This window comes from Pontibacter sp. GD7 (assembly GCF_058216375.1).
The window spans coordinates 388,677-407,451 of sequence record NZ_JBYZMP010000002.1; the positions used below are offsets into that span (position 1 = coordinate 388,677).

Annotated in this window: 14 protein-coding genes; 5 read left to right on the top strand and 9 right to left on the bottom strand. The window is 48.5% G+C overall.

What is annotated here, in order from left to right; all coding sequences use genetic code 11:
- Nucleotides 1-269 precede the first annotated feature (269 nt).
- Entirely contained in the window at nt 270-4,220 is a 3,951-nt protein-coding gene (locus AC4BAP_RS04740) for an AAA domain-containing protein (RefSeq protein WP_490581473.1), read from the bottom strand.
- A gap of 371 nt (nt 4,221-4,591) precedes the next feature.
- Between AC4BAP_RS04740 and AC4BAP_RS04745 the strand changes: the two genes are divergently transcribed.
- From AC4BAP_RS04745 to AC4BAP_RS04760, 4 genes are all read left to right on the top strand, one after another.
- Complete coding sequence (locus AC4BAP_RS04745) at nt 4,592-5,314, top strand: hypothetical protein (RefSeq protein ID WP_490581474.1); 723 nt, start codon at nt 4,592-4,594, stop codon at nt 5,312-5,314.
- Between the two features lie 295 nt (nt 5,315-5,609).
- Nucleotides 5,610-6,722, top strand: coding sequence for an alpha/beta hydrolase family protein (locus AC4BAP_RS04750; protein ID WP_490581475.1), 1,113 nt, complete (start codon nt 5,610-5,612; stop codon nt 6,720-6,722).
- A 113-nt stretch (nt 6,723-6,835) separates the two neighbouring features.
- Nucleotides 6,836-7,075, top strand: a complete 240-nt coding sequence (locus AC4BAP_RS04755) for a hypothetical protein (protein WP_490581476.1) — start codon at nt 6,836-6,838, stop codon at nt 7,073-7,075.
- A gap of 51 nt (nt 7,076-7,126) precedes the next feature.
- Nucleotides 7,127-7,669, top strand: coding sequence for a methyltransferase domain-containing protein (locus tag AC4BAP_RS04760; RefSeq protein WP_490581477.1), 543 nt, complete (start codon nt 7,127-7,129; stop codon nt 7,667-7,669).
- A 515-nt stretch (nt 7,670-8,184) separates the two neighbouring features.
- Here AC4BAP_RS04760 and AC4BAP_RS04765 read toward each other — a convergent pair.
- From AC4BAP_RS04765 to AC4BAP_RS04785, 5 genes are all read right to left on the bottom strand, one after another.
- Entirely contained in the window at nt 8,185-9,138 is a 954-nt protein-coding gene (locus tag AC4BAP_RS04765; protein ID WP_490581478.1) for a ComEA family DNA-binding protein, read from the bottom strand.
- Between the two features lie 3 nt (nt 9,139-9,141).
- The gene (locus tag AC4BAP_RS04770; protein WP_490581479.1) at nt 9,142-9,303 is read right to left on the bottom strand and encodes a hypothetical protein; all 162 of its coding nucleotides are present in this window, start codon (nt 9,301-9,303) and stop codon (nt 9,142-9,144) included.
- 5 nt (nt 9,304-9,308) lie between these two features.
- On the bottom strand, nt 9,309-10,961 hold the full coding sequence (locus AC4BAP_RS04775) for a sodium-dependent transporter (protein ID WP_490581480.1): 1,653 nt from the start codon (nt 10,959-10,961) through the stop codon (nt 9,309-9,311).
- Nucleotides 10,962-11,130: 169 nt separating this feature from the next.
- Nucleotides 11,131-12,042 carry an SDR family oxidoreductase gene (locus AC4BAP_RS04780; protein WP_490581481.1) on the bottom strand — a complete coding sequence of 304 codons (912 nt, stop codon included), beginning with the start codon at nt 12,040-12,042 and terminating at the stop codon, nt 11,131-11,133.
- A gap of 6 nt (nt 12,043-12,048) precedes the next feature.
- Complete coding sequence (locus AC4BAP_RS04785; RefSeq protein WP_490581482.1) at nt 12,049-12,699, bottom strand: peptidylprolyl isomerase; 651 nt, start codon at nt 12,697-12,699, stop codon at nt 12,049-12,051.
- A gap of 276 nt (nt 12,700-12,975) precedes the next feature.
- On the opposite strand from AC4BAP_RS04785, the gene AC4BAP_RS04790 reads away from it, so the two are divergent.
- Nucleotides 12,976-14,526: an alanine/glycine:cation symporter family protein gene (locus AC4BAP_RS04790; RefSeq protein ID WP_490581483.1), complete on the top strand. Its 1,551-nt coding sequence runs from the start codon at nt 12,976-12,978 to the stop codon at nt 14,524-14,526.
- A gap of 388 nt (nt 14,527-14,914) precedes the next feature.
- On the opposite strand, the gene hemC is transcribed toward AC4BAP_RS04790, so the two are convergent.
- From hemC to AC4BAP_RS04805, 3 genes are all read right to left on the bottom strand, one after another.
- Nucleotides 14,915-15,868, bottom strand: a complete 954-nt coding sequence (gene hemC / locus AC4BAP_RS04795) for a hydroxymethylbilane synthase (RefSeq protein WP_490581484.1) — start codon at nt 15,866-15,868, stop codon at nt 14,915-14,917.
- A 388-nt stretch (nt 15,869-16,256) separates the two neighbouring features.
- Complete coding sequence (locus AC4BAP_RS04800) at nt 16,257-17,381, bottom strand: DNA polymerase III subunit (protein ID WP_490581485.1); 1,125 nt, start codon at nt 17,379-17,381, stop codon at nt 16,257-16,259.
- 178 nt (nt 17,382-17,559) lie between these two features.
- Complete coding sequence (locus tag AC4BAP_RS04805) at nt 17,560-18,765, bottom strand: GlmU family protein (RefSeq protein WP_490581486.1); 1,206 nt, start codon at nt 18,763-18,765, stop codon at nt 17,560-17,562.
- Nucleotides 18,766-18,775 lie beyond the last annotated feature (10 nt).

Consider the following 18,775-nt stretch of genomic DNA (forward strand, 5'->3'; position numbering starts at 1 on the left):
CGCAGGGGTGTGTTTACACCTGCTTGGTTTATCATTTATCGCAACTTGAGTTACATAAACTCGAGCTTATTGCTTGCATATAAGAATTTGTATTGCCTGTGCATCACATTTTACACTAGCTTGTATAAGTATCCTTGGATTGTTGGTGAAAAACACCAACAATGGCGGGAACTCTATAACTATTAAGGTGCTCGCAGGGCCGGAGGCCTATCCTGGAGTATTTCGGGAACGCAGCGAAATCATTTATACCTCTTTACCTCTCTAACTCTCTAACTCCTAAACTCCCCAACTCCCAAACTCTCTAACTCCAATAAGGTTGCCTCGGGGTTTTCCCAGTACTGCCGGCTGTATACTTTTACGTAAGGCCAATGGCGCTGGGTAAGCAACTGCGGTACATCGGTGTGCAGGTGCCGAACGGTTTGCTGGCTAAAGTATAAGTCATCGTCGGTAAGCACTACGCCTGCGTAGCTTCCATTTTCGGTTAGCGTTAAGTCGGCAAAAGGGACTTCGGGTTGCAGATGGGGCAGCTGTGCCGCCAAGCGGTCTTTTAGCAAGGGAACCTGTGCTGGCATGTAAGATTGCTTCGGCTCATACTTAAAGTATCGTCGGCTTACCTGTTGTGCATAGTGCAGGTAGTCTTTCAGGAGCTTCGGCCCAGGATGCTGCGTATTCTCTACCTGTAACTGCTCTGCCCGGATGCTGCTTACCACAAACACCTGCTGTTTTGCACGGGTAATGGCCACATTCAGGCGGTTTTCGCCTCCGGCCTGGTTCAGGCTGCCAAACTGCATGTTCAGCTTGCCTTTGGCATCCGGTGCGTATCCCACCGAAAGTATGATCACTTCTTTCTCATCACCCTGAATGTTTTCAATGTTCTTCACTAACACGGAAGCAGGTATAAGTATACTTTGCTGCAGCGCCTTTTCCTCCAGCAGGTCCTGCACCAGCATTTGCTGGTTATAGTTGAAGGTGATCACGCCTATTTCCTCCTGACCAGCCCTTAACAGTTCCAGCACCAGTTCTACCACCTTCTCAGCCTCAGGCACGTTCTGGTTATTTTGCCACAGCCCGTGCACTTTTACAAACTGAATAGCCGGCTGCCTGTCATTCAGGTCGTGCAGTTCGGGTATCAGTTCCAGTTTGTTGCGGTAAAAGTATCTGTTTGAGAACTCTATCAATTCAGGGTAGCGGCTCCGGTAATGCTGCGTGAGCATGGTCTGGGGCAAGTATAAACCGCAAAGCTCCAGCAACGACTCAGCAGACAATTCTTCTACTTCCTCGTCTTCGGATGCACTCCAGCGGGCACGGTACAGATCGGATGGCTTAAGCTGTTGCTGGTCGCCGGCTACGACAACCTGTTTTCCGCGCAGCATGGCCGGTATACCGGTTTCGGCAAAGCATTGCGAGGCCTCATCAAAGATAACCAGGTCAAAACACGCCTCCAGCGGAAACACCGCCGACACCGTTTCCTGCGAAGCGAGCCAGCAGGGCACCAGGTCCAGTATCTCGGAGGAGAAGAGGGTAAACAGCTTGCGCAAAGGGTACAGGCTACGCTTTTTGCTTACCTGTGCGTGTAGCCTGCGGTACGTAACGGGGTTGCCTAATCGGTTGTGCTCTATGCTCTTATAGGTCTGATCACGCAAACGCGACACTACAATTTCCTGGCTCAGCTGCTGCTTTTCCAGTAACAGCCGCTGCAGGTCTACCTCCAACTTGTTAAGGCCGCCATTGCTGGGCAGGCGCAGTTCCGGGTGTTGGGCTTCGAGATGGTGCAGCCAAGCCAGGTATAAACTATTCAGAAACAGCCTTTCCCCTTCCTCCCCTGATTTTATACTTTTGGCAAGCAGCAAAGCGGCCACATCGCGCTGCGGCTGGGTCAGTTCCTCTTTAAGGGCATCAAAAGCAACCAGTTCTTCAAAGTATAAAGGCAAAGTTTGCAGCAGGTTTTCCGCATACCTTTCATCTTTTAGCAACTGATCTACCTGTTCTTTCGTCAACCAACGCAACCAGTTTTGCTGTGCTTCACTCAACTTAAGTATACTTTGCTTCAGGTGCTGCAGGTGCTCAGGCAAGTTTACCTCTGTCAGCAGTTTTTCGTGCAGTACTTTATTCTGGTGTAGTTTTTTTAGTTGTTGATGTGCCTCCAGTGCCTGCTCCACCACTGCAAGCTTCTGCAGCACAGGTGTTGGGTTATCATCTATACTTAAGTTATACTTTATACTTCCGTTGATGGCCTGCATCAGGGTTTCGGCTTGCTGTCTTAGTGCCAGCCTGCGCTGCAATTCGGCTACTCCAGCGGCATTGAGCTCCAGTTTATACTTTGCCAGTGCCTGTTTTAGTATATTCTTCTCTTTAGAAAAGTGCCAGCCTATACTTTTAATAAGGTTGCCCTGCTGCGCCTCATACTTTGCAATGGCTGCATTTACACCTAAAACTTCAGAGGCAGGAACAGCGGCATCCGGAGCCGGACAAACTAAGTATAAGCTTTTAAGCTCCTGCACCTGCTTCGCCAGCTCTTTTATACTTACCCGCTTTCGCAGCAGCGCATTTACCACCTCCAGCACATCAGCCTGCAAAAGCAGCGCATGCACCTGGTCTATACTTTCAGTGTATTTCTGAGAAACATCCTTCAGGTCCGGGTCGAAGCCGCTCTGTGTTTTTATACTTTGCTGCAGCGCAGCGTATTCTTCCTGAATGGAGTTTATAGTTTGCTCGAGTTGCTGACGCTGCGGCCAGCCGTAGCCTTTCATGCTTCTTCGGTCGTGCCACACAAAATCCGGTGCCTCAAACTTAATCGCCTGGTCCAGGTATTGCCTTAGCAGCGGCAGAAAAGCAGCAACAGTTTCTGCAGTGAATTTCCTGTAGTACCCATCCAGTTTAACATGGGGCTGCTTCAAACTGCTTAGTAAGTATAATTCTTTAGCCGACCAGCCACAGGCACTTGTATCGAAGAGAGCATTCTTGAACTGTTCGAGCTGCTCTATACTTTTATTGATACCCCTACTGGCCTCCAGAAAAGCGCGGTCTGTGTAGATGCTGTTAAGTGCCAGGTTCTGCTTTTTATACTCGTCGAGTTGCTCTATCTGAAACAATAGTTGATTAAAAAGCGCTTTACGGTCGGAGTTGATGTCGTGAACCAAACCGGCAAAAGCCTTCAGGCCCTGCTGCGAAAAACGCTGGTGCACCACATCCAGGGCGGCTCGTTTCTGGCTTACCACCAGCACTTTTTTGCCACGGGCCGTAAAATCCGACACCAAGTTACAGATAAGCTGTGATTTGCCCGTACCCGGCGGCCCCTGCACCACCAGCGACCTGCCCTGCTTCACCGCCTGTAGCGCCGCCTCCTGAGAGGCATCCATGGCAAAAGCCGTAAAGGTTTGCTGCGCGGGTGCCTGTGCATTTATACTTTCAAGGGATGTGGCAAAGAGGTCCTCCATACTTTGCAGGTCCTCACGCTCCAGCAGGGCATCGTAGTCATTCAGCAAGTAGGAGCCAGCCTGTGGAAAAATACCGATCACGGCTTCCGGCTCCAGATGCAGCTGCCCAGCTTTCAGGTCGGCTTCATAATCAGCCTTTTTGTGATCCCGGAAGGGTTTAAGTTTATCGGTAAAGAACTCACGGCCTGCGTTTATGGCCAACTGGCTATCCTTAAGCAATTCGTATACTTTGGTTCGGAACTCCAGCGGATGTTGTGGCAGCGTGCCCAGGTCCAGTTCGGTAAGCTCATCGGCTAGCGGGGTACCCATGTAGTGTGCATAGGCCAGCAAAAAGCTCTGGTTAAATTGCGGCTGCTGCGTGGTGTCGGGCACCATTTCCCACTCCTGCGCCGCATTAACTTGTAAAGCCACGGGAAAGAAAAGCAAAGGGCAGCGCACCGGCGTCCCATCCGAGAATTTGCCATGCACAAAGGGCCAGCCCAGGTACAATTCGCGGCTGCCACGTTCCTCAAAAATCATCTCGGCTTTGCGCTTTATATAGCGTAGTCTGCGGCTAACAGGTGCTACCGGAGCATGGCGGCTATCGGCATAAGGGCTAAGGCTGATCTTCTTTTTGCCGCTCAGCAGTTTGTTAAGGACCTCAAAGGCAGGCTCACCGTTCACAAAGTCCAGCGCCTCTACATCCATGTGCATTTCATGGTACAGCCGCAACAGCAGCAGCGACCTGTTTCCAGTGCCAAGGTTTAAGAGTCTGCGTCGGTAATTTTTAAGTATATTCTTCATGGTGCCTGCCCCGTTAACGCAGAAACGCCAACGGTAGTCTTTGCCTTAAGCAAGTTAGCAGGAAATGACCTGACTTGGAAGCGGATTTTGAACTGTGTACAGACCAGACCTGATTTTATGCTCACGCTTTTGCCAGCGCATCGCTTCTCCTATCGCTTTGTTGCAAGTGTAATACTAAACCATAAAACCGCATCACGCAGCCATGGCAACAACTACATAACAATCAAACACATACACAGCACACAACCTCAGAAAAGACTTTAATTGTTATCATTAACAGGCATACTTCCGTAAAAAGAGTACAAATAAATTAATACACCAGCCACACTTGCAAAAGCTTCAGCAGCCACAGCAGGCCAACACCAAAACTGATGGATATAATAAGAAGATTGACCTCATTGCAGATATACTTTTCCTTATCTAAACTCGATTCTGGGAATGCGGCTATCGACAGGTTAACGCTTTTGGGCACCTCTTTATATACCATTTCGATCTCTCATATTTTTATTGGCATCGTGTTGTCATTTCTGAACCCGGAGTTTTATTACATCTATACCCAAGAAGACGGATATATTGAATACATAACGGCATTCATTTTACTTGCTACCTCTGTGCTTTGCTTTTGCAGGGCATCGTTTGTGGGTCATAAGTTACACAGGCTGTTCTTTTTCTCGGCAGCTGCCATATTCTTCCTGGGCTTTGGCGAAGAGATAAGCTGGGGCCAGCGCATAATTGGTTTCTCAACACCAGAAGATCTGGAGCAGATCAACGCTCAGAAAGAATTTAACTTTCACAATATCCATGTAGATGGTATAAACTTGAACAAGCTTATATTCGGCAAAGTGCTTTATACTTGCGTGTTTATTTACTTTCTGGGCTTACCCATACTTTACCACTATAAAGCGTGGTTCCGGAGCCTGGTTAATAAAGTAGGATTACCAATCCCGACTACCATCCAAAGCCTGATGTACTTCGCGTCCTTTTTTAGTATTCTGCTGATCAGAGAAGGTGAAAAATGGGAACTGCAGGAGTTTGCCTTAGCCAGTTTTGTGCTTTTTGCGTTTCTGCTTCCCAATAAAAAGCACAGTACATAGAAGTCTGGGCAAGTATAAAATATGATTGACTGTGAGCAGATCTCGGATTGGTATTTCTATATTGATTTACCAATATACTGTAAGCCCCTTAAACCGCACCCGCTTTATGCTGCAAGTACACAACCTGAATCTTTAAAACGACATCTTACCTCTCTTTGACTATACTTTTAGCGGAGAAGTAAATTCATTTATTTTCGTTTAAGTACACTACTATGTCGCAACTTTTTATTCCTTTGCAGGTTTTTTAATAATCCTGGAATGAAAGGCTATGTCCGGGTCTACCTGTTTTTCTAAAATGAGCTTGATTTCTTTGATAAAGTATAGTAGGCTTTGTGTTTTGTGGCTGGTGCTGAGTACGCTTACACTTTTTTCATCCTGCCGCCAGAAAAGGCAGGAGAAGGCTGTAGAGCGCATGAACCATTATTCTACCTCTAAAAAGTATCCTTCCAGGTTTGCCGACGAAAGCCTTGCGAAGTGGCAAAAGGCAGTACCCGGTATCCAGGAGGTCCGGATCAAGTCTACTGCGGACGGCGATATGCAGCCTGCTCTATTTTATACTTCCGAAACCTCGGGTAAAAGGCCTCTGCTGGTAATGCTGCACAGCTGGAGCAGCGAGTACCTGCAGGAAGTAAGCATACCGTTTGCTGAGTGGTCAGTAAAGTATGACTGGGCCTTTATCCACCCGAACTATCGCGGCAAATTCAACAAGCCGGAGGCCATGGCATCGGACCTGGCCATACAGGACATTGTTGATGCCGTGAACTATGCGAAAGAGCATGCTGAGATTGACGAGTCACGGATTTACATACTTGGCTCTTCGGGTGGCGCCATGACGGCGCTTGTGGCTGCAGGCAGGCACCCCGAGATCTGGGCCGGCGTGGTGGCCTGGGTACCCGTTTACGACCTGGTAGACTGGTATGCCTTTAGCCAATATTACCCGCACCGCGATTATAACCGCCATGTAGTAACAGCTTGTGGTGGAGAACCTTTGCCAGGCACGCCAGCCGCTCAGGAATGCCTGCGCCGTAGCCCGGTAACGTACATCAACAACGTAAAAGGAATACCTGTTTTTCTGGCAGCCGGCATAGAAGATGTTTTAGTGCCCGTAAGCCATACGTTGAGAGCCTTTAACGCACTTGCCCAGCCTTCCGACACTATCTCAAGGGAGCAGATGCAGTTTATAGACAAACAGCAGAAGTTACCGGAAGAACTTAAACCCATTTCGGATGGTGTAAAATACTTTAGCGGCTCAGACCCAAATGTGGTCTTTACACGGCAGTCCGGGGATGTGCGGTTGGTTCTTTTTGAGGGAGTGCACGACATGGCATATAGCCCTGGCCTGTTGTGGCTGAACGAGCAGCGCAAAAAGCAGATACCCGCATCCGGTGCAGCGACAGCGAATAAATAAGCCTGTTTTTCTTTAAGTGAATACTGGTTTTGGCCTTAAAGCTTACAGGCTAAGTGTAATTATGCGTATGGTTTTGCCGTATACATACTTCCGGACATCTATCTTCCTATACTATGAAACCAACCGAGCCATCTGAAGAAAAATACCTTCACGGATACTCCCCGGAAGAGCAGCAGCGCCTGTACAAGCAGGCGCGTTTCATGGAGAACAAGATCTACTCCGACATTGATTTCTCTATTGTAACTGACCTGTTAGAGGTTGGCTGCGGTGTTGGAGCACAAAGCGAGATATTGTTGCGCCGTTTCCCGCACATCCACCTTACTGGCCTCGATTACTCCGAAAAGCAGATATAGCAGGCCGAAAATTACCTCGCCACGATACCATACGCCACCAACCGTTATACTTTGCTGCAAGGCAACGCCATGGACATGAACTTCGACTCACAAACGCAGTTCGACGGTGCCTTTCTGTGCTGGGTGCTGGAGCATATACCTGAGCCGGCCAGGGTATTGTCGGAGGTGCGGCGTGTGCTTAAGCCGGGTAGCCCCATCGTCATAACTGAAGTACTTAACTCCAGCTTTTTTGTAGAGCCATACTCGCCCAGCGTACTGCAATACTGGATGCGCTTCAACGACCTGCAATACGATATGAGCGGCGACCCGTTTGTAGGTGCCAAGCTTGGTAACCTGCTGCAGTCGGTGGGGTACCAGCGCATTACCACAGAGCCAAAAACCTACCACCTCGATAACCGCAACCCAGCCAAACGCGCCGAAATGATCGGTTTCTGGACAGAGCTGCTCCTGAGTGGCTTGCCACAGCTGCTGGAAGCGGGTTACGTAGATGCAGAGCTGGCTGATAAAGTAAGAGAGGAAATGCGGATCGTAGCCAAAAGCCCTAACGCTGTGTTTTTCTATACTTTTATGCAGGCCAAGGCTTATACTTCATGAGAAAGAGGGGTAGGTTACCTTCTGTCTTTCTATCTAGCAGCCACTTATCCTCAGTTTTATTACCTATTGCTCCACATCAGACTTTGGTGCGCTCAAGGCCGCGAGGCCTCGCCTTCGGGCATCGCGCTGTCTATTGAAGCTGCTCCTCGCTCCGCTGCGGGCTGCTGAGCAAGCTCAGCACCGCAACAATAGAAGGCGCTCTTTATCGAGGGCCCCTTCCCCCACCCAAAGGCTGGGATGGACACTTCTTTTGTTGACGGCTGTTGCAACTGGCTAGCAAGTATAAATTCTGATTTTGTAGGGACAGGTCGCGACCTGTCTGAGGAATGCTATTAGCTATAAAACTTATACTTCCCTTCGGTAAAGGCGGAGATTCCCCTCTTGAGAGGGGCGCAGGGGTGTGTTAATCGTCTGCCAAAAAATCTCTTCCTTGGACAATCGAAAGCGAGAGTTCGAAGATTGCGAGCGTAGCTCTAAGGGGCAGGGGTGGTTGGACCCGGTGCTGCAGAAAAAAACTACACTTCCAGATATGGCCTCAGCCTCTCAAACTGCTCTGCTGTAATAACTTTGATATTCCGGATCTCCTCTACCTGCTGAAAAGCTCCGTGCTGCTCACGGTAAGCCACAATTAGCCTGGCTATGTTTAGCGAAATGTATGGATGAGCACGTAACTCCTCGACAGTGGCCTTATTAAGATTTAATTTCTGTGGCAAGTTGGCTTTTGCCACAAACGTATACTTCTCCAGGCTATCCACTACATTGGGCGGCAAGCCATATACTTCACGTACCTGCTCCATACTATGGAAGCCGCCCAGGCTGTTTCTGTATTTAATAATCCTGGCTGAAAGTTTACTTCCAATACCCCTGATCTGCTTTAGTTGCGTGGTATCGGCGGTGTTGATGTTGAAGGGGGCAAGTATAAATTTCTCGCGTGGTGGCCTTTTATTACCCTCTCCTGGATATGGGGTTGGCCTGTAGCTGCCAGCGGCATATCGCCTTCGCTTATATTTTTCTGGCTGCTCTACGGGTAGTTGTATGTATGGGTAAAGTTGCTGAAAAACGGAATCAGGCAGGCCGTAGATCTTTCCCAACTCAGCTTTGTAAGTAAAGTCCCCGATCTTTTTGCGATAGTTAAGGATGCGTTGCGCCATGTAAGGTGGCAAACCCATTTGCTGCCAACCTTCCAGGGTAAGCTGGTTTGGGTTAAAAGGCTGAAGCTGACTTGGTATATTATATAGTCGTTTTCGCTGAGGGCCTTCGGGTTGCTTTGCCTCCAGCTGCGCCACCAGGCTGTCGAGCAATTGCCTGTCTGCGGCGGTGTTTATACTTGTTTCAGGCGTGTAAAGCCTATCAAAAAGAAATGGTGCTGCCGTAAGCAGCACCATTATGGTTATCAGCATCAAAAACCCGTTTACCTCGCGCTGCGAAAAGCCAAAGTATCGCCGGATCAAGTGCCTGATTTTTTTCATGTGTTAAGGTATCTGTTCCTGACGGCCTGGCTCGTCATCGTTATCCAAGTACGAGTCTGGCTCAGGTTTGGGTGGAGTGTTTAGCACTCTCCAGAAGAAGTATAACATCAGACCAGTTACGGTGCCCAACGTTAGCAGCATGACAACAATTGCAGATGTATTCATAATTCTTAAATTCTTCCTTCTCTAACTCTCTTTTTATACGCCGTGTATACCAGCAGCGCAATGCTTACCCAAACAGCTACCAGCAAAATACGCGAAGCGTTCACGAAGAACAGCGTATCCTGCAACTGCTCTATCACGGCAGGATCTGTGGCGGCGGCAATTCTGGCTTTCAGATCACTGTTTGCGATCTTCTTGATAATGGAGCCATCATCCAGCACCCATTCTCCACCAAACGCTTTACCCCAGTCGCCGCCTTTAGGCGTAAACAAAGAGCCCAGGAATACCCAAAGCAGTAACAATGGTGTTACAAACTTAATGATGAACTTGTAAATACCCGGTACTTTGATGTCTGAGCCAGAAATGATCTCTCTCCAGCCTTTATTGATGCCAAATACCCACGCAAAAAGGATAGACTCCAGCAAAGCAAACACTACCAGCGATACGGTACCCGCCCAGTAGTCATACTCATCGAACACGCCGTAGTTGAAGAACAATACTGTAGGCATACCAAGTATAAGCACGATCAAACCAAAAGACCAGGCAGCTGGTTTGCGTCTCCAGTTAAATTCGTCCTGCAGGAAACCGATCCATGGCGTACCCATAGCCAGCGACGAAGTGATACCGGCAAAGAACAACAAGCCGAACCACATCACACCTGATAACGCGCCTAGCACATCGCCCCACTGGTAGAACAAGTATGGTAACGTACGGAAGCCAAGTCCAAGGCCACCGCTCTGCACAAGCTCTGTTACACGGTCAATGCCCAGGTAACCGATAGAGATCGGGATAAGGATAGCACCACCAAGTACAACCTCTACGAATTCGTTCATCCAGCCCGCAGACATCGCGTTCAGGGCGATATCATCTTTAGAGCGCACATAAGATGCGTAGCAATGCACCGTACCCATACCCACCGAAAGGGTAAAGAAGATCTGACCGGCAGCAGCTAACCAAACGCTTGGCGACCACAGCTTATCGTACTGCGGCGTCCAGAGGAAGTTAAGACCTACTGTGCTGTCGTTGATGGCTCCGTTCTCACCGGCTGTAATCGTAAAGCCTTTGTAAGCCAGGAATATGCCGAACAGGATAAGCATTGGCATACCTATTTTAGCTACGCGCTCAACACCTTTCGCAAGGCCCTGAGACAGGATCCAGGTATTCAGGAACAAGCAGATCAGGAAGAAAACGATCGGCTCGTAAGGGATGCCAAAAGTAGACTCGCCAAGGCTAACATACTCTATGAAGAAAGCTGCCACGCCATCCTGGTCCATACCGCTAAAGGTGCCCCCCAGCGAGTGGAAAACGTACGAAAGCGTCCAGGACTCGAGGTAGCAATAGTATGCGGCAACGGCAATGTTAGTCCAGATACCGAATACGCCAATGTATTTCCAAAGGCGGTTGCGGCCCATGGTGTCCACGATAAACGGTGTGGAGTGGTGCCCGAATTTACCACCGAAGCGGCCCATAGACCACTCGATCCAAAGCAGCGGAATACCCATTACCAGGAAGCAGACCAGGTAAGGAATAATGAAAGCGCCACCACCGTTCTGTACTGCCTGTACCGGAAACCTTAGGAAGTTACCGAGACCAACAGCATTACCGGCCATGGCCAGAATGAGACCCACACGTGAGCCCCACGATTCTTTGTTAGCACTCATAAAATAAGGTAGAAGTGATTAGTTTAGTTTAGTTGGTTTTAAGGTTAGTTCGAATCAAGCTGAAATTTAAGGAAACAATTTAAACAAAGCCTAACACAAGCGCATTAAAAATCACATATTTTTAATATTCGCTTATGTTAGGCTTCCTGAAACTGTGTTCTGACAAAGACTAAAGTATGGCCTCTGCCTGCTCTGCCACCATTTGTATGCCCTGCATAAAAGTATGTGGCTGGTAGCCAAGCTCTCGCTGGGCCTTGCTTATATCAAAGCCGGTGCGCGGCGGCCTTTTGGCAGGCTGTGTAAAGGTAGAAGCGTCTGCTTTATCGATCAGCGATTTGTCCAGGGCAAAGAAATCCGCTACCTGCAGGGCCATATCGTAAGGTGTGAGCATCTCGCTGCCGGAAATATTGTAAACTCCCTCGGCATCGTGTTTAACGGCCAGCCAGCAGCCCATGGCCAGGTCCTCAGCCAACGTAGGCGTCCTGAACTGGTCATCCACCACTTTGATTACTTTACCTGACTGCAGGCTATCGCGCACCCACAGCACAATGTTGGTGCGGCCGTAATCGTGTGCCACGCCAAATACCAGCACCGTACGAAGTATAGCCCACTTGCATTTAGCCTGCTTTACCACTTCCTCTGCCATTAGTTTGGTCTCGCCGTAGAAGTTTACCGGATTGGCTTCTGCCTCTTCGTCATAAGGTCCGTTCTCGCCGTCAAAAATGAAGTCGGTGGAAACGTGTACCAGATGGACATTATACTTCTCGCAGGCATCAACCAGGTACTGTACGGCATCGCGGTTCAGTTTTACAGCCCCTTCGCGGTCGCTTTCGCACTGGTCCACGTTGGTCATGGCGGCAGTATGGATGATGTGTGTTGGCCTGAACTCACTTACTACCTGCTCTACCTGCGCCGGGTCTGTCACATCCATACTTCTGAATGGCAGCGTTGGGAAAATCGTTGCCAGTTTGTTGTCGCCACGACTGGTTGCCAGTAGTTCTACATCGGTTCTGGGTAAAAGTAACTCGGCCAGTTTCTGCCCCAGCAAGCCATTAGAGCCAGTAATCAGTATTTTCTTCATGTTAGGTTATTTCTTCTGCAGCGACTGTGTAGCGTAGTCGTAGTTATACTTTTTAGCTATCTTTTTCTTCTTCACGTCTTCTACCTTCACCTTCATCTTCACGTCTGACAGTGGCCTGTCGCGTCCTCCTTTAGGCACTTCGGCTATTTTATCCACCACCTCCAGTCCATCCACTACCTGCCCGAAAACGGTATAAGCCTGGTCCAGCATCGGGGTACCGTCATGGTTCTCCACAATATAAAACTGGGAGCCACTTGATGCACGCTGCGGGTTCACATGATCGCCTGTTCTGGCGGCGGCTACTGCACCGCGCACATGCTTATGCTGTGGGTTAATTTCTGCGGGTATGGTATAGCCCGGATTTCCGGAGCCGTCGTTGCTCGGGTCATCGTCTTTGGTGTTCGGGTCGCCGCCCTGTATCATAAAGCCGTCGATCACCCTGTGGAAGGTAGTACCGTCGTAATAGCCCTCTTTAGCCAGTTTCAGGAAATTTTCGCGGTGCTTCGGGGTATCTTCAAACAGCACAAGTTTTATCTCGCCCTGTGGCGTTTCGATGGTCACTAACTGGTCTTTGCCTTTCAGCTTCTGTGCCATTGCTGCCATGGGTACCAGCAGCGTAATTGCCAGGGCCAGCATTATATTCTTAAGCAGTTTCATACATCTAAATTTCAGGTTTAAGTATAAAATATGGATGCCTGTAAGTGCAGGCTCTCAAATTTAATCGTTTTTAACTCGGATTTATACTTTGATTCCAAAATCTGCTACCTCAAGCCTCAATTTTATACTTTATACTTTTATTCCTGATGTGCTATAAAGCATTGCATTATTGTAATTTATTGCTGTACCCTCAGGTGCAATTAAGCCTTAAATTTCATACTTGCCCGTAAAAATGCTATATTCAAGCAAACTGACTAATCAACTAAACATATCTAAATGAAAAGAATCCTACTTACGGCAGGGCTCTGTTTAGCGTCGTTTAGCAGTCTACTGGCACGTGCGCCAAAGGCTTCTATCGACGAACAAATAGACGCCGCTGTTGGCCCTGCCGCTCAGTTCATCTCCGACATCATCTTCTACGAAGTAGCCCTTACAGACTCGATTGGCATTCCACTTATACTTGTGTGGCTTTTGGCTGGTGCCGTTTTCTTTACCGTATACCTTGGCTTTGTAAACATCCGCGGGTTCAAGCATGCCCTGGACATTGTGCGCGGAAAGTATAACCAACCCGATGCTCCCGGCGAGGTTTCGCACTTCCAGGCGCTTACTGCGGCTGTTTCGGGCACGGTTGGCCTGGGTAATATTGCCGGTGTAGCCATTGCCATATCGCTAGGCGGCCCTGGCGCTACCTTTTGGATGATCATGGCAGGCTTGCTGGGCATGTCGTCTAAGTTTGTGTCGTGCACGCTTGGTGTAAAGTACAGGGATGTGCATGAGGATGGTACCGTATCCGGCGGCCCGATGCACTACCTGAACAAAGGCCTGAGCGAACGAGGCATGAAGGGATTGGGTAAGTTTCTGGCTGCTTTCTTTGCCGTGATGTGTATTGGCGGGGCTATTGGCGCAGGTAACATGTTCCAGATAAACCAGGCTACACAGCAGTTTATTGCCGTAACCGGCGGTGCCGAAGGCTCTTTCTTTGGTGGCGGCAATGCCTGGATATTTGGCCTTATAATGGCTGTGCTGGTGGGCCTGGTTATACTTGGCGGCATGAAGAGCATTGCCAAAGTAACCGAGAAGGTGGTGCCATTTATGTGCGGTGTTTACATTGTGGCGGCACTTATCGTTTTGGCGGTGAACTTCACACAGATTCCGGCTGCGTTTGTGGCTATTTTTGAGGGCGCTTTCTCGGCCACTGCCCTGGCAGGCGGCTTAGTGGGCGTGATGATTCAGGGCCTGAGACGCGGTGTGTTCTCCAACGAGGCCGGCATTGGCTCGGCGTCTATCGCACACTCCGCGGTTAAAACCAATGTGCCAGTAACCGAGGGTTTCGTAGCGTCCCTGGAGCCATTCATTGATACGGTTATCGTGTGCACCATGACGGCGCTGGTAATTGTGGTGACTGGTGCTTACAACCAGGAAACCGGCGATGGCATTGCACTTACATCTACCGCTTTCTCCACTGTTATCGACTGGTTCCCGATCGTGCTGGCAGCAGCGGTTATACTTTTCGCTTTCTCCACCATGATCACCTGGTCATATTACGGCCTGAAATCGTGGACATATCTGTTTGGGCACACCAAAGCTGCCGACATTTCTTTTAAAGTGCTGTTCTGTGCCTTTGTAGTGCTGGGCGCGCCAATACAGTTAAACAGTGTGGTTGCCTTTTCTGATGCCATGCTGTTTGCCATGAGTATCCCGAACATGGTAGGTTTATACTTATTGGCTCCTGTGGTAAAAAGCGAAATGCAGGCTTTTCTGGTCTATGCCCGTTCTACCAAAAAGCAACCGCTCTCTGAAGAGGCTGTGGAGGCAGTGCAGGTTTAGTTTTAATTATGAATGATGAATTAGGAATTATGAATTCTTTCTTGACTGTCATTTTGAAATCGGTTTATGCCGCAAGTTTAGCGGCAGCGTAAATGTGGCTATGTATGGCAGCAGTTTTCAACTGCTTTGCTTTGAAAAAGCAAGGATGCAAAGGCCCTGGATAATACGTTATCCTTTGGCTACTTGCCATAAAGTATAAATCTGCTAAAGTATACTTTTCTGCTTCCGCAGAAAGCCAGTTACAAACTGGCATCATGTTAAGCCACATTTACGCTACGCTAAACTTGCGGCATATTAATAAAAAACAGCCAGGCCCGAAGCTGTGTGACTTCGGGCCTGGCTGTTTTTATACTTTTATACCTTATTACCTCTTTACTTTTCTACCTTCCTATATCTCGCTGCGTTCGCGTTTTATACTTGTCAGTATTTCTTCGCCGCCGCTGCGCAGGGTAGTGTTTGCCAGCTGCACGCCAAGCGCCTCCGCATCTTTTGCTGGGGCAGTCATGGTTTGCTGCAGCAGGGTTTTACCGTCCAGGCTCACAATGCCTCCGGTTATACTTACACCCTCATCTGTTAACCTGGCTAGCGCAAAAGACGGTATACTGCAGCCTCCTTCCATGGTTCTCAGGAAGGCACGCTCCGCTACCAGGCATACATGGGTTTCAGGGTGGTTAAGGGCATCTTTTATAGCAGCCTTCAGTTCCGGGTTCAGGTTTTTGGCACACTCTACGGCCACGCTTCCCTGTCCGGCTGCCGGCACAAACTCATCCTCCGGAAAAGTATGCACGATCAGGTTGTCATAGCCCATGCGGTACACACCGGCATAAGCCAGCATCAGGGCATCAAACTGCTTTTCTTCCAGCTTGCGCAGGCGCGTCTGCAGGTTACCCCTCGACTCAGCTGTAGTTACGTTAGGGTAGTGCTTCTTCAGCAGGGCCTTACGGCGGGTAGACGATGTACCGATCACCGCTGTGCTGTCACGTTCAAGCTTAAAATTGGGGTCGAAGCAAAGTATAACGTCGTTCACTTTTTCGCGCTCCATAAACGCCACTAGCTCCAGGTCATCCGGAATAGACGATTGCACGTCTTTGGCGCTGTGTACGGCAATATCTATACTTCCGTCGCGCAGGCTAACTTCCAGCTCTTCGGTAAAAACGCCTTTAGAGCCAATTTTATCCAGTGAGCGGTCCAGCACCTGATCGCCTTTGGTACTGATGATCACCAACTCAGTAGGCATGCCCGCAGCCTGTAGCTTTTCTGCCACATGTTCTGCCTGCCACAAAGCCAGCTTACTGCCTCGTGTGCCTATCCGTATTACTTTATCTGTTGTATTCTCTGCCATTTTATAGTTTCTGTGAGGTCGCAGCTATACTTTATACTTTGCGAAGCCTCATTTTATACTTTATACTGGGTGTAGGTAATAGCGGCCACAAGTTCCAGCACACGACTCCCTCGTCCTTTTTTATGGTTATTACCTCTAAGAGTAGGGTCATTTCATTCTAATAAATTCTATACTAAGATCTTAAGTAGTCATACTCTCAACCTGTATTTTTGGCCCTCCCGGCCAGTTGAGGAAGCCAGTTCCGGGCGGAGTCCCGGGAAGACTCAACAATCACTTTAAGTCACGAATCTGGAGATTCGCGCCAGAAAAATAGTAGAATGAAACGGTCCTGCTCCCAAGAGGTAAATCATTAACCCCAACAACCAATAACTATCAACCAACAACTAAACTACCCTTTTCGCAAATAGCCGGCAATCTGGATAGAACTATCTACGAACACCATTTTAGGGTTTGCATTGCGCTCTATGTGATAGTGTGCCTGATTCAGTTCTTCTGTAAGCTGAGATGCGTTGGCACCTGTGATTACTTTCGAGAATTTTTGCACGAAGTCCAATTCGGCAGGCGGCAAGTAGGTAACCAGTCCAGCGTCTATTCCATACAACATTACCTTCCGGAAGAGATTAAGGGCATAAAGCAGGAAATTCTTCTGGTTCTCCCGGCCAAGCGTCTGAAACTTATCACTCATCTCGATCATCTCCCCGAACTTGTAACTGTAACAGTTTCGCATCCAATCGGTGAAAAACCCAAAGTAATCACTGCTGATCTCGGTGGTAAGTTTAGCGGCTGCGTTTAAATTACCCTCAGCCAGTTGGGCTATCTGGTAAGCAACGTCTGGGCTGGTGTTATACTTCTCCTGCAGATACTGTATTACCTCCTGCTCCGTGAAATTGCGCACCTGCATGATCTGGGTACGGGAAGTGATGGTAGCCAGCAGCTTTTCGGAAGCCTGCGCCACCAGCAGGAAAAGTGTCTTGGCAGGCGGCTCTTCCAGCAGCTTCAGCAAGGCATTTGCTGCAGCAGAGTGCATCAGCTCCGGCAACCAGATCACCACTATCTTGTAATCGCCTTCAAAAGCCTTCAGCGACACGAGTTTAACCAACTGGCGGCTTTCCTCTTTAGAGATAATACCTTGTTTGTTTTCAGCGCCGATGTGCTGCATCCAGTCGTTCAAGCCCTGATAGGGGCTGGCCAGCACGAACTCACGCCATTCGTTCATGAATTTGCTGCTCAGGGCATCCTTGCTTACCGATTTGGTAGCTGTAACAGGCATCACGAAGTTAAAATCAGGATGTACCAGCTTGTTCATTTTCACACAGCTGCCACATGTTCCACATGAATCATCGGGCTGCTTGTTCTCACAGTTGATGTAAGTGGCATAGGCTAAAGCCAGTGCCAGGTTGGCGCTTCCCTCCTGACCCAGAAACAGCTGCGCATGTGCCACATGGTTATGCTGCACCGATTTCAGCAAAAGCTGCTTCGCCTCCTTATGCCCTATGATCTGTGAAAACTGCACTATATTTAATTGTTATATTGTTGATTGTTAAATTGTTTAAGAGTTAAACTATTAAAATCCTTCATCCTTTAATTAATAGACTCCTTCGCTATAAATTCCAACAAACACTGCGTTCACTTTAATTAGTAACACATCACTCAGTTCAGGATTAACAATTAACAATTTAACAATTCAACAATTAAGACCTATCCCACACACGGTATTGTTGTGTTTCTTCGAACACCTTTTTAAGTATGTCTTTTTCCTGCTCGCTGAACTCCACGCTACGGCGCTCCATCACTTTTTCAGCCACTTCGTAGGCTTTGCGCAGAGCAAAGGTCTCAAAGCCCGAGGCACCACCCCAGCTAAACGAAGGTACAAAATTACGAGGGAAACCAGGCCCGAAAATGTTTGCGCTTACGCCAACCACCGTGCCTGTATTGAACATGGTGTTAATGCCGCATTTGCTGTGATCGCCCATAATAAGACCGCAGAACTGTTGTCCTGTGTTCTTAAAACCGCCTTTGGCATAATTCCAGATCTTTACCTCAGCGTAGTTGTTCTTCAGGTTGGATGTGTTCGTATCGGCACCGATGTTGATCCATTCGCCCAGTACGGAATTGCCTAAATACCCTTCGTGACCCTTGTTGGTGTAACCAAAAATAACAGAAGCCGCTACTTCGCCGCCGACTTTGCAGTAAGGACCAATGCTCACATCCCCGCGCATTTTACCGCCCACGTTCACATTACTGCCTTCGCCTAAGGCAAACGGTCCTTTTATAACTGCGCCTTCATGCACCTGGGAGTTTTTACCAAGGTAAATAGGGCCATTCTCGGCATTAAGTATGGCGGCACGTATCTTTACGCCTTCTTCAATAAATATATTCTCCTCGCCATAAACAATAGTATGCTTATCACCTATAGGCTGGCTTTTACGGCCGGCTGTCAATATTTTATAGTCTTTGCGAATCTGCTCGCCGTTAAGCACAAAAATATCCCAGACATTGGTAACAAGATCGCATTCAACATTGCAGCTATGCTTTTTAGACGTTGAAGCCTTCAGCATTTCAGATACAGAGTGCAAATCGAGATTATCGCCATTAAAAGCCACCAAAGTATCGCCTTTGTAAAGAGCCTCACCTAACTTTAGCCTTTGGATTTCGGCTAAAAGTGGCTCACTGGGCAATAGCGCTCCGTTTACATAGAAATTTTCGTGCGTCTGCTGCAGCGAATATTTTTCCTGCAGGTATGATTCGGTCATATAAGACACAGTCGCACCCGCATAGTGCTCCCATTTCTCTGATATGGTAAGGATACCAACCCTTATTTCTGGAACAGGGCGCGTAAACGACAGTGGCAAAAGGTTTTGCCTGATCACAGGATCGCAGAAGAGAATAATGTTCATAGCACAAAAA